The following is a 12,202-nucleotide window of genomic DNA, read 5'->3' as shown; positions in this document are numbered from 1 at the left end:
TGTAGGGGGGATAAGCGCCAGCGTCATCCACCATAAAGTACCGGAGTCCGATCTACGAAACTTTAACCGCCACGTTCTGCGGCTTGCCAGAGAACAAGAAGCGCAGCAGTGGAATTCGCAGATGGATTTCATACAGAATCACCGCAATCCCCACCACAAAGACCAGTCCCGTAATAAAGCCCAGCGCATTGGACGTGATATGTGGCGTGATAAACGCGCCGTAGAATAGCGTCAGCGGATGGTGAACCAGGTAAATGAATAGCGATGCATTCACGAAATAGGTGACACGCTTAGACTGGAAGTTCAGCAGTTTATGGCCCAGTGAGAACACCACGTTAACCATCCACAGGCCTAAAACCATGGTGATAACGCTTTCAGTCTCATACATCCAGGCATCGCCGCTGCCGTAACGCTGGTTGAGCAAATAAGCCGCGAATGCCAGCACAGCACCCGCAGCGCACCATGGCGATGGCGTGGTAAACAGGGCTTTCAGTTGCGGGCGCACAAACGTTAAAGCCCCGAGCATGAAGAACGGCAGATAAAACAGCGTCTGCATCACCACGAAGTTAAACAAGCCATCACTTAATATTGGAGAGTAAACAATGAAAATCGTGCGGCGAATGGCACCGTACAAAAAACCGAACCCAAGGAAATAAATTGAGAGTTTTCCCAGGGTAATGGTTGACGCACTATTTTCGGGTACCTTCTCAAGGCGGTTTTTCATTTGTTGAAACAAAAATAAACAAACTGTCGTCAACACCACCATCACTAACAAGAACCATAAATGGGAAACCAGTTCCCAAACCAGCGTGTTGTACTTCTCGTAAGGGGTGAGCCCCGGCCAGTTTTTTGCTTTGTCGTTAACGTGTTGCAACATTAAAAATTGCGGTAGCGTCAGCAAGGGAATTGCTGTCAACATTGGGATGCCGACACGCTCAACACGCACTTTCCACCAGCGTTTAAGCGGGTAGCGCAGAAAAAGCATGTAGGAGAAATAACCGGAAATGACAAAAAACACCTGCATCCGGAAGGAGTGAATGATGTCATTAAAAAGGGTTAATCCCCAGGAGGCTTCAGCGCTGTTGACATGCCAATGGTGGCTTGAATAGATGAGCGAGATATGAAACGGAATGCCTAAAAGCATTAACCAGGCCCGGATAGAATCCAGGAAAAACTCGCGTTGTTGTGGTGCTTTACTCATAATACTCCAGACATTATCGGACGAATCGCCTTATCCTTAAGAACATATCCCAATAGGCTTGAAGTCCCGAACGGTATCAATTCCGTGGCAACCCTACACTAACCATGACATCCTGTCTCCAGGATGGGCTCTGAAAGCGTAAGCAGTTGTCTTTTTTTGCTTAAAGGCTGAGCCAGCGTGCTGAACAATGCGGGTATTTGGTTGTCGGAAAGCAGAAGTTTCCATTAAAATGGATTGGATTGATTTAAGCACACAAAGGGGGATGTGCTGGTTAATATGAAACATAAACTAAAAATGATGAAAATGTGTGGGCTCGGTGCGGCAGTAATGTTGTCACTTTATACCACCTCGGTTTGGGCCTTCACCATCGATGATGTCGCAAAACAAGCGAAAACATTAGCGGGCAAAAGCTACGAAGCACCGAAAAGCAATCTGCCTTCGCTCTTCCGCGACATGAAATATGCGGATTATCAGCAGATCCAGTTCAATCACGACAAAGCCTACTGGAGCAAGTTAAAGACCCCATTTAAGCTTGAATTTTATCATCAGGGTATGTACTTCGACACCCCGGTTGCTATCAACGAAGTGACAGCGACTGCGGTTCATAAGATCAAGTACAACCCGGATTACTTTAATTTCGGTAATGTAAAACACGATAAAGACACCGTTAAAGATCTTGGCTTCGCCGGGTTCAAAGTGCTCTATCCGATCAACAGCAAAGATAAAAACGACGAAATTGTCAGCATGCTCGGGGCGAGTTATTTCCGTGTGATTGGCTCAGGTCAGGTTTATGGTCTGTCTGCTCGTGGTTTGGCTATCGATACTGCTTTGCCATCTGGTGAAGAGTTCCCCCGTTTCCGTGAGTACTGGATTGAGCGCCCGAAAACTGGCGACAAAACGCTGACCCTCTATGCGTTGCTCGATTCCCCACGTGCAACAGGTGCCTATCGCTTTGTGATTACCCCTGGGCGTGACACCGTGGTCAACGTGCAGTCAAAAGTTTATTTGCGCGACAAAGTAGGCAAACTGGGCGTTGCACCGCTGACCAGTATGTTCCTGTTTGGGCCAAATCAGCCGTCACCAAGCATCAACTACCGTCCTGAATTACATGACTCTAACGGTCTGTCTATCCATGCTGGTAACGGTGAGTGGATTTGGCGTCCGCTGAACAACCCGAAACATCTGGCCGTGAGTTCCTTCGCGACAGAAAATCCGGTTGGTTTTGGTTTGCTGCAACGTGGCCGTCAGTTCTCTCGTTTTGAAGATCTGAATGATCGTTACGATCAGCGTCCAAGCGCCTGGGTTGCACCGCAAGGTGATTGGGGTAAAGGTCGCGTCGAACTGGTGGAAATTCCAACCAACGACGAAACCAATGACAACATCGTTGCTTACTGGACGCCGGATCAGCTCCCGGAACCCGGCAAAGAGATGAACTTCAAATACACCATTACCTTCAGCCGTGACGAAGACAAAATGCACGCGCCAGATAACGCGTACGTGACGCAGACTCGCCGCTCAACCGGTGATGTGAAGCAGTCGAATCTGATTCGCCAGCCAGACGGCACGATTGCGTTTGTCGTGGATTACGTCGGCGCGGACATGAAAAAACTGCCGCAAGATACGCCGGTTACCGCGCAAACCAGCATCGGTGACAACGGCGAAATCGTTGACAGCCAGGTACGTTACAACCCGGTCACTAAAGGCTGGCGTTTGACAGTACGTCTGAAAGTCAAAGACGAGAAGAAACCGACTGAAATGCGTGCAGCGCTGGTCAATGGCTCGCAAACGTTGAGTGAAACCTGGAGCTACCAGCTACCTGCCAATGAATAAGTTTACTGATACTGCGTCTGATTATATTGATGCCCTCCCGCTTTCTGCTGAGCAGAAGGCGGCTCTACCTGCATCGGATCTGCAAGCGGTGCATGAGGCGCTGGATGCGCAAGAGCACCACTATGACCGCGCCGATGATTCCCCTTTAGCCTCGGTAAAGGCCCGGCTCGAAGCGAGCTGGCCTGGATCGTTGGGTGCGGAACAACTGATTAAGGATGAAGAAGGGCGCACCCAGTTGCAGGCAATGCCAAAAGCAACGCGTTCTTCGATGTTCCCCGATCCGTGGCGCACCAACCCAATTGGCCGGTTCTGGGATCGTTTACGCGGGCGGGAAGTTAATCCTCGCTATATGTCGAAAGAAGAGGCTGAAGCTGAGCAGAAATGGCGTACCGTCGGGACTATTCGACGTTACATTCTGCTGCTGCTGACCATTTCTCAGACCGTGGTGGCGACCTGGTACATGAAGACCATTCTGCCTTACCAGGGCTGGGCGCTGATCAATCCATCCGATATGCTCGACCAGGATTTGTGGGTCTCCTTCATGCAGCTGCTGCCGTATGTGCTGCAGACCGGCATCTTGATCCTGTTTGCGATTCTGTTCTGTTGGGTATCAGCCGGTTTCTGGACCGCGTTGATGGGCTTCCTCCAGCTACTGATGGGCAAAGATAAATACAGTATCTCTGCTTCAACAGTGGGTGATGAGCCAATCGACCCGGCGAACCGCACTGCGTTGATTATGCCTATTTGTAACGAAGACGTTGACCGCGTATTTGCGGGTCTGCGTGCGACGTGGGAATCGGTAAAAGCGACCGGCCAACAGCAGCACTTCGATGTTTACATCCTGAGCGACAGCTACAACCCGGATATCTGTGTTGCCGAGCAAAAAGCGTGGATGGAACTGATCAACGAAGTGCAGGGCGAAGGGCAGATTTTCTACCGCCGCCGCCGCCGCCGTGTGAAACGTAAAAGTGGCAACATCGATGACTTCTGCCGTCGCTGGGGTAACCAATACAGCTACATGGTGGTGTTGGATGCTGACTCCGTCATGAGCGGTGACTGTCTGACCAACCTGGTGCGTTTGATGAATGCTAACCCGAATGCGGGCATCATTCAGTCATCACCAAAAGCGTCTGGCATGGACACGCTGTATGCGCGCTGCCAGCAGTTTGCAACTCGCGTTTACGGGCCGTTGTTTACCGCAGGTCTGCACTTCTGGCAGTTGGGCGAATCCCACTACTGGGGCCACAATGCGATTATTCGCGTTAAGCCGTTCATCGAGCACTGTGCGTTAGCACCGCTGCCAGGTGAAGGGTCATTCGCCGGTTCAATCCTTTCGCACGACTTCGTCGAAGCCGCTTTGATGCGCCGTGCGGGTTGGGGCGTATGGATTGCCTATGACTTGCCGGGTTCTTATGAAGAACTGCCACCGAACTTACTGGATGAACTCAAGCGTGACCGCCGTTGGTGCCACGGTAACTTGATGAACTTCCGTCTGTTCCTGGTAAAAGGCATGCACCCGGTTCACCGTGCGGTATTCCTGACGGGCGTCATGTCGTATCTGTCGGCACCTTTGTGGTTTATGTTCCTCGCATTATCAACTGCATTGCAGGTGGTTCATGCGCTGACAGAACCGCAGTACTTCCTGCAACCGCGCCAGCTGTTCCCGGTGTGGCCGCAGTGGCGTCCGGAGCTGGCGATTGCGCTGTTTGCTTCCACCATGGTGTTACTGTTCCTGCCGAAGCTGCTGAGTATCATTCTGATTTGGTGCAAAGGCTCGAAAGAGTTCGGCGGTTTCTTCCGCGTGACGGCCTCCCTGCTGCTGGAAGTACTGTTCTCTGTGCTGCTGGCTCCGGTGCGTATGCTGTTCCACACCGTATTTGTGGTTAGCGCGTTCCTCGGTTGGGAAGTGGTCTGGAACTCGCCGCAGCGTGATGATGATTCAACCCCATGGGGTGAAGCGTTTATGCGCCACGGTTCTCAACTTCTGTTGGGTCTGGTGTGGGCTGTCGGCATGGCATGGCTGGATTTGCGCTTCTTGTTCTGGCTTGCGCCAATCGTCTTCTCACTGATTCTGTCACCATTTGTCTCGGTGATTTCGAGCCGTGCGACCATCGGTTTGCGTACTAAGCGTTGGAAGTTGTTCCTGATCCCGGAAGAGTATTCTCCTCCGCAGGTTCTGGTCGATACCGACAACTACCTGAAGCTCAACCGCAGCCGTACGCTGGATGATGGCTTTATGCACGCGGTGTTTAACCCGTCGTTTAATGCCCTGGCAACTGCGATGGCAACAGCACGTCACCGTGCAAGCCAGGTGCTGGAAATTGCGCGCGATCGTCACGTTGAGCAGGCACTGAACGAAACGCCTGACAAACTGAACCGCGATCGTCGTTTGGTGTTGTTAAGCGATCCGGTCACTATGTCTCGTCTGCATTATCGTGTGTGGTCGAATCCGCAGCGTTACTCCTCGTGGGTAGATAGCTACAAAACGGTTAGCCTGAACCCTGAGGCGTTACCGTCCAAATAGAGCGCGAAACGCATCATCAATGCCGGCCTTCGGGTCGGCATTTTTTTGGAGTAAAACTGTGTTAAGAATCCTTGTGGTCGCGTTGTTCGCCTGCTTACTGAGCGGATGCGGGAGTATTATTAGCCGTGCTGTACCGGGGCAGGGACATGGTAATCAGTATTACCCCGGTGTGCAGTGGGATGTGCGTGACAGCGCATGGCGCTATATTACTGTGCTCGATTTACCTTTTTCGCTGGTGTTCGACACACTTTTGCTGCCGATTGATGCCAGCCATGGGCCTTACGAGTAAAACTTATCGTTCATCCCATTCATCAGCGGCAGTCTGACCTTCCTCGGTATCCAGAGGCGGCTCAAGTTGAAATTCACCTTCGTCCCATTCGTGCAGTGTATTTTCTTCAATCCACTCCTGACGTAACTCGATTTCATCATAGTCACCGTCAAAGACACTTTGCGCCGCTTCACCGCTGACCATCGGTAGACATTCGCCATCCCCGCTGTCATCAGCGAAAAACTCGGCTTGCCACATAATGTCGCCATCCTGAAGAATGTACTTCTGAATGTTCAGTTGCTGAACACTGGCACTCTCTTCATCCAGCTCCGGGTTCTCAACAAGGAAAAGCTCGCGTGCGGCATCGATGGCCTCTTCCAGCGTCGCATACAGACTCATAGTAATCTCCTTTGTACAGGTCAGGGAGCGCGTTACGGCGCCATTTCAAGTTAATTGTTGACGCTGTTTGCAAAGTTGCAAGTATGTCGGAGATTTCTGAGTCAGTCGCCAGAAACACTGACACGTTCAGTCGGGCGACGGAGACTTATCCACGAGTAAAGAGCATTGAAAAGAACCACACAACCGGTGACTAAAAATACCGTGCGGAAGCCATAGTTTGCTGAAACAGCGGCACCCATCAACGGACCAGTGACATTACCAATATCGCGGAATGACTGGTTGTAACTAAAGATCCGTCCGGCAATTTGGTTGCTTGAGTTGTAGACCAGCAGTGTTTGTACCGCTGGCAACAGTGCGCCATCGGCGGCACCAAGCAGGAAACGTAACACCCCCAGTTGCCATGGGTTTTGTACCATCGACATTGGGATCAGCAACAACACAGAGATAACCAGCGCGCAGATTAAAATCCTTTCCGGCCCGATTCTATCCCCCAGTTTGCCCAGTCGCGGCGCACTGATTAACGCCGCAACGCCAGGCACAGATGCAATCATCCCGCTGATAAATGCCAGATTGCTGACATTGCCTGCCAGTTCACGCACGTAAAGCGTAAGAATCGGGGCGATAGAACCGGTGGCAACCTGAATAATCATGGTGGTGATAAACAGACTCAGCACCAGGCGTGGATTTTTGAGCGAAGTTAAAACCTGACGTGCGTGCAACATGTCCTTCTTGTGCACCGGGGTAAATTGTTCGCGAATGCAGAACAAGGTAAAAACAAAACAGGTAAATAGCACGCCAGCGGTGATGAAAAACACCGGACGCAGGCCATAGGTATCCGCCAGAAAACCGCCAATCATCGGCCCAAGAAGTGCACCGCTTACCCCGCCGGTAGACAACGTGCCCAATGCCCAACCACTTTTATGGCGCGGAACTTGGGTGGCGATAAGCGCGTTAGCATTGGGGACAAATCCACCCAATAGTCCGAGCAGTGCGCGCAGCGCCAGAAATTGCCAGATATTGCTCGCAAAGCCCATCAGCACCATCACAATGGACATCCCCAATGCTGAACGCAGTAGCATTATCTTGCGGCCTTTACGGTCGGCAAGCCCGCCCCAGAAAGGTGACGCAATGGCTGAGAACAAAAAGGTAATGCTGAAAACGATGCCGGACCACATGTTGAGTGCGCTGTGTCCGGTCACGCCAAGATGTTCGACATACAGCGGCAGGAAGGGCATGACCAGGCTAAATGCGACACCGGTAAGAAAACACCCAAGCCATGCAACGGTGAGATTTCGTTTCCAGTTGATCGGGTTCTCGGGGAGAGTCATAACGCTCCAGTTCAGTGCAGAAAAGACATGTGATGGAATTATTACCTTGCTAATTATGCGCTTGTTGGCGGGGAGGGGCAATGTTTCTGAAACACAATTTTAGAATGAAAAAAGGTGGCAAAATGCCACCGATTTACAGAAGTTAATAACGCGCAGGAACCCCTTCTGGACGCGTTTTAAAGCGGCGGTGCAGCCACATGTATTGCTCCGGGGCCATCAAAATGCACTGCTCGATGATTTTATTCATCCAGATCGCCGTACTTTCAGGGGTTTCCAGCGGTGGTGAAAACTCTGCGGGTAGAATCAGCAACTCGTAACCTTTACCGTCCGGCTTGCGGCGCGGCACCATTGGTACGATTGCCGCACCTGACATACGTGCAAGAGTGTATGTTCCTGCGGTGGTGGCGGCTTCGTCAACGCCAAAAAATGGCACAAAAACGCTGCCACGCGGGCCGTAGTCGTGGTCCGGTGCGTACCAGATGATTTCACCCTGTTTCAGCGCACGAATCATGCCTTTAAGGTCTTTACGGTCGATCATGCTTTTATTGGAGCGCATACGGCCCCAGGTTTGCAGCCAGTCGAGCAGGGGGTTGTCATTCGGGCGGTAAACGCCGATACCGGGCGTGTTCATACCGAACATGCGCGCGCCTAATTCCAGCGTCAGGAAATGAATTCCAATGAGCAACACGCCCCGTTTGGCTTCCTGCACCGCGTGAATATGCTCGACACCAGAAACATCACACCAGCGTCGAATACGCCAGGTGGGCCAAAACCATGCCATGCCGGTTTCCATCAGGCCGAGGCCAACGGATTCGAAGTTTTTCTCGAGATAATACTCACGTTCTTCCGCGGTTTTGTGGGGAAAGGCGAGTTCAAGATTGCGGCGGGTAATCGTGACGCGGTGCTTCATAAACCGCATAGCAAGTTGGCCAAGCCCACGCCCGACTCGATAAATCACCGGATAGGGGAGCAGGGTAACTAAGTAAAGTAAGCCAATACCAAACCAGGTTCCCCAATAGCGGGGATGAAGTAATGCGCGCGAGAATTGCGGTAAGTTCGTCATGTAAAACCTATTGTGACGGCAAATGCCGGATCTTCTTGAGTCAGACTATTGTGACATTAATTGAGGGTCTGCCAAAATTAACAGCAGCAGAGTGTTTGATATTCAAACGATTGTTGCGTTTTGTACGGATAGATAACGGAAATGTAGCGCAAAATGCGAGGATGTAAATTAACGATAATTGCTATATGATGCAGCCCACTTTTTTATCAACGATAGCCGAGCGAACACCATGCCAGTGTTACACAACCGCATATCGAATGATGAACTGCGTGTGCGCATGTTGGCTGAAACTGAGCCTCGCACTACCATCTCATTCTATAAGTATTTCACCATTGAAGACCCTCAAACGACGCGCGATGCGCTTTACCAGGCGTTTACATCGCTAAATGTATTTGGTCGCGTTTATCTCGCTCATGAAGGGATTAACGCGCAAATCAGCGTGCCAAACAGCCGTGTGGATGGATTCCGCGAAACACTTTACGCTTTCCATCCTGCACTTAACGGTGTGCGACTCAACGTTGCCCTCGAAGACGATGGCAAATCGTTTTGGGTATTACGCATGAAGGTCCGCGACCGCATTGTCGCCGATGGGATTGATGACCCGTCATTTGATGCCAGCCAGGTCGGTGCTTATCTCAAAGCCGCAGACGTGAATGCGATGCTCGACGACCCGGAAGCGGTGTTTATCGACATGCGCAACCATTACGAATATGAAGTGGGTCATTTCCAGGATGCACTGGAGATCCCGGCGGACACTTTCCGTGAGCAGTTGCCGAAAGCGGTCGACATGTTGCAGGAAGACAAAGACAAAAAAATCGTCATGTACTGTACTGGCGGCATCCGTTGTGAGAAAGCCAGTGCCTGGATGTTGCACAACGGTTTCAAGAACGTCTACCACATTGAAGGCGGGATTATCGAATACGCAAGACGTGCGCGTGAACAAGGGATTCCGGTGCGTTTTGTCGGTAAGAACTTTGTCTTTGATGAGCGTATGGGCGAACGTATTTCTGATGATGTGATTGCCCATTGCCATCAGTGCGGCACATCTTGCGACAGCCATACCAACTGCAAAAATGACGGCTGCCACTTGCTGTTTATTCAGTGCCCGAGTTGCGCTGAGAAGTTTGCTGGCTGCTGTAGCGACATTTGCCGTGATGAACTGGCGCTGTCACCGGAAGAACAGCGCCGTCGTCGTGCCGGGCGGGAAAACGGTAATAAGATTTTCAACAAATCCCGTGGCGTTCTCAACACTACGTTAGGGATCCCGGATCCTAAGTAAAAGCAAAGGGGGAAACCTCTTTCACAGGTCGGATAAGCGCAGCGCCATCCGACGTTTTCATCTGTGAATACAGGCGAAAATGGTGGATGGCGTGTACCGCTTATCCACCCTACAACATTTTATTCCGCCTCGATCGCTACTTAAAACGCGCAAGCGAGAACGGTGTCAGGTCGAAACTTGACTCTTTGCCCAATGCGAACTGGCAGGCAATTTCCCCCAGCACTGAAGCGAATTTAAATCCGTGTCCGCTCAGGCCGGTAATCACCAGCGTGTTGTCATGACCCGGCAGGGTATCAATAATAAAATCTTCATCCGGTGACATATCGTAGGTGCAGGCCGCGCCGTGCATACACACGCCCACACCTGGCATTATCTGGCGCAAGAAGCTAAATACTTCACTTCCATCCGTGGCGATTGCACCAAACGGTTTGCGCTGACCGGGTTCACTAATAACCTGACCACCATCATGTTTGCCCAGCTTCAGCTCGTTATCCTCGCCCGCGGGGAAACCGTAATACTGGCTACCATCAGGTAGTTCGGCGGTAAAAGCAGGGAAGTGGTTTTTTTCACTGTAGCGGCCATCGGCCTGATGCCAGCTAAAGATTTTGCGCACTGGCGTGACGGGCAGTTCCGGTAGCAATTTAGTGACCCATGTTCCTGCACTGACTAACAATTTACTCGCGGTGAATTCACCTTCTGGCGTATCGACAACCACCCCTTCAGCGGTATGACGAATATCAGTCACCGGGCAATTGAACAGTTGAGCGCAACCGCCCTGATTGGCCAGTCGAATATAGGTCTCCACCGCCAGCTCGCTGCGAAGCACGCCAGAGTTCGGCTCAAACAAACCAACATAGTTTTCGGGAACGGTTACCTGTGGCCAGCGTGCCATGACTGCTTCAGCACTCAGCGTTTCAAGCGGCAGCGACCAGTTTTGCGCACTGCGTTGCACGGTTGAGATAAACGTTGAATCTGCCGGACCGAGATTAATCACGCCGGTACGGTGAAACACTTTCTCGCCGCTTATTTCCTGTAACGCATCCCAGAGTGCCTGCGCACGCAATACCAGCGGGACATATTTTTCCCCTTCGCCGTAGGCGTGACGCATCAGGCGTGTATCGCCATGATGGCTGCCTTGTTGGTGAGGGGGATGGCAACTATCGATCATCAGCACATTCAAGCCGGAGTGAGTGGCATAGCACCCGGCTGCTGCGCCGACAGAACCGCTACCGACGATGATAAGGTCATAATGCATGGTGCTTTTCTCTTCTCTTTGGCAAAAATGAATTATATAGCAGGGTAATTAATTCTCCGTCGCCTGGCAATTGAGCGAAAGAGGAATAATAAAAAAGGCACCTCTACGGTGCCTTGTGCGTTATTTGGGCAGCATCAATAATCAATGCTTACGATAATCGCTTACCTGGTAATCACTGGATTCAATCTTAGCAATGCCGGCTTCAAGAATAGAAATAAATTGCCGGGCAACATCCGTGGTCAGCCATAAAGTTTGACCGATTTCAGTTTCGTCGTGCTTTTGCGTATTTGAGGTCAGGTAGTGCAGGCGAAGCATCAGCGCGTCGTAACTATCTACGGTGCTGATGTCCCATCCAACAAGGGGATGGGTCTGGATAACATCACTATTTTTTTCCATCATAACCCCTTTTATACGTGTGTTTAAGACAACGGTTCGCGAGGTTTAATGCTTGTTTCTTGTTTCTTTTTAAATGTGAAGCCAGTTAAGTATATCAATGATTAAGCTATTTCGACGGATAAATAAATACCCCGCAACACTTTTTTTACATAAAGGTGCTTGGTTGCTCAATAAAACCGCAGGTTGTGCTTGGTGAATATCAGAAGATTCTAAGTAATCAGTGTCAGGAGGGAATTATTTGCAGTGTGATTTTTAAACGATAAAAAAACCGGATGGCGACACCCGGCATAAAAATAACGAGGGAAACTTATATTTGAAATAAGCAGCGGCTCAAGCAGCCTGCCACCTTCCATGATGAGTTTTAATCCGCAGAAAACCAGTCGTCAGCGCTTTCCCAGGTCTCTTGCAATATTTCGCTAATACGATCGCGATCTTCTTTGCTGGCCCCTAACACCGAAAGGTTATTAGCAGCAGCGTAACGCACCTGAACGTGATTTGAGTCTTCAGGATAGTGTTGAGTAATTCGGCGTGAGAGTTCAGTAGCAAGCGCATCAATAGCGCCTGGCGGCAGAGATGTAGTTTTAGCAATAGTGACTTCAATACGCATAACAGCCCCCTGTATAATATACTGGATATTTATACAGTCATATTCTGGGTTA

Annotated in this window: 11 protein-coding genes; 4 read left to right on the top strand and 7 right to left on the bottom strand. The window is 50.7% G+C overall.

Features of this window, described 5'->3' with window-relative positions:
• Nucleotides 1–52: 52 nt before the first annotated feature.
• On the bottom strand, nucleotides 53–1,201 hold the full coding sequence (mdoC, locus tag MES37_RS11380) for a glucans biosynthesis protein MdoC (protein ID WP_064547927.1): 1,149 nt from the start codon (nucleotides 1,199–1,201) through the stop codon (nucleotides 53–55).
• Between the two features lie 294 nt (nucleotides 1,202–1,495).
• Here mdoC and mdoG point away from each other — a divergent pair, with 294 nt between their 5' ends.
• The 3 genes from mdoG (at nucleotide 1,496) to MES37_RS11365 (ending at nucleotide 5,844) form a co-directional block, all read left to right on the top strand.
• The gene (mdoG, locus tag MES37_RS11375; RefSeq protein WP_121815655.1) at nucleotides 1,496–3,031 is read left to right on the top strand and encodes a glucans biosynthesis protein MdoG; all 1,536 of its coding nucleotides are present in this window, start codon (nucleotides 1,496–1,498) and stop codon (nucleotides 3,029–3,031) included.
• A complete protein-coding gene (gene mdoH / locus MES37_RS11370; RefSeq protein ID WP_064547925.1) occupies nucleotides 3,024–5,555 on the top strand; it encodes a glucans biosynthesis glucosyltransferase MdoH in 2,532 nt (843 codons plus the stop codon). The genes mdoG and mdoH overlap by 8 nt, the downstream gene beginning before the upstream one ends.
• 67 nt (nucleotides 5,556–5,622) lie before the next feature.
• A complete protein-coding gene (locus MES37_RS11365; protein ID WP_370090861.1) occupies nucleotides 5,623–5,844 on the top strand; it encodes a YceK/YidQ family lipoprotein in 222 nt (73 codons plus the stop codon).
• Between the two features lie 3 nt (nucleotides 5,845–5,847).
• Here MES37_RS11365 and MES37_RS11360 read toward each other — a convergent pair whose 3' ends face one another.
• The 3 genes from MES37_RS11360 to MES37_RS11350 form a co-directional block, all read right to left on the bottom strand.
• Nucleotides 5,848–6,222, bottom strand: coding sequence for a MysB family protein (locus tag MES37_RS11360; RefSeq protein WP_064547921.1), 375 nt, complete (start codon nucleotides 6,220–6,222; stop codon nucleotides 5,848–5,850).
• A gap of 101 nt (nucleotides 6,223–6,323) precedes the next feature.
• A complete protein-coding gene (mdtG, locus tag MES37_RS11355; protein WP_064547919.1) occupies nucleotides 6,324–7,550 on the bottom strand; it encodes a multidrug efflux MFS transporter MdtG in 1,227 nt (408 codons plus the stop codon).
• A 142-nt stretch (nucleotides 7,551–7,692) separates the two neighbouring features.
• Nucleotides 7,693–8,613: a Kdo(2)-lipid IV(A) acyltransferase gene (locus MES37_RS11350; protein WP_064547917.1), complete on the bottom strand. Its 921-nt coding sequence runs from the start codon at nucleotides 8,611–8,613 to the stop codon at nucleotides 7,693–7,695.
• 229 nt (nucleotides 8,614–8,842) lie between these two features.
• Between MES37_RS11350 and trhO the strand changes: the two genes are divergently transcribed.
• Nucleotides 8,843–9,892, top strand: coding sequence for an oxygen-dependent tRNA uridine(34) hydroxylase TrhO (gene trhO, locus MES37_RS11345; RefSeq protein ID WP_064547915.1), 1,050 nt, complete (start codon nucleotides 8,843–8,845; stop codon nucleotides 9,890–9,892).
• Nucleotides 9,893–10,028: 136 nt separating this feature from the next.
• Here the strand turns inward: trhO and solA are convergent, their stop codons facing one another.
• The 3 genes from solA to dinI form a co-directional block, all read right to left on the bottom strand.
• Nucleotides 10,029–11,147, bottom strand: a complete 1,119-nt coding sequence (gene solA, locus MES37_RS11340; RefSeq protein WP_237931459.1) for an N-methyl-L-tryptophan oxidase — start codon at nucleotides 11,145–11,147, stop codon at nucleotides 10,029–10,031.
• A 141-nt stretch (nucleotides 11,148–11,288) separates the two neighbouring features.
• Nucleotides 11,289–11,543: a biofilm formation regulator BssS gene (gene bssS, locus MES37_RS11335; RefSeq protein ID WP_064547911.1), complete on the bottom strand. Its 255-nt coding sequence runs from the start codon at nucleotides 11,541–11,543 to the stop codon at nucleotides 11,289–11,291.
• 361 nt (nucleotides 11,544–11,904) lie between these two features.
• Nucleotides 11,905–12,150, bottom strand: a complete 246-nt coding sequence (dinI, locus tag MES37_RS11330) for a DNA damage-inducible protein I (protein ID WP_064547909.1) — start codon at nucleotides 12,148–12,150, stop codon at nucleotides 11,905–11,907.
• Nucleotides 12,151–12,202: the final 52 nt, after the last annotated feature.

The organism is Buttiauxella sp. S19-1, assembly GCF_022134725.1.
GTDB lineage: Bacteria > Pseudomonadota > Gammaproteobacteria > Enterobacterales > Enterobacteriaceae > Buttiauxella > Buttiauxella ferragutiae.
Note: the sequence above shows the minus strand (reverse complement) of the source record. Positions and strands in the feature narration are given on the sequence as shown.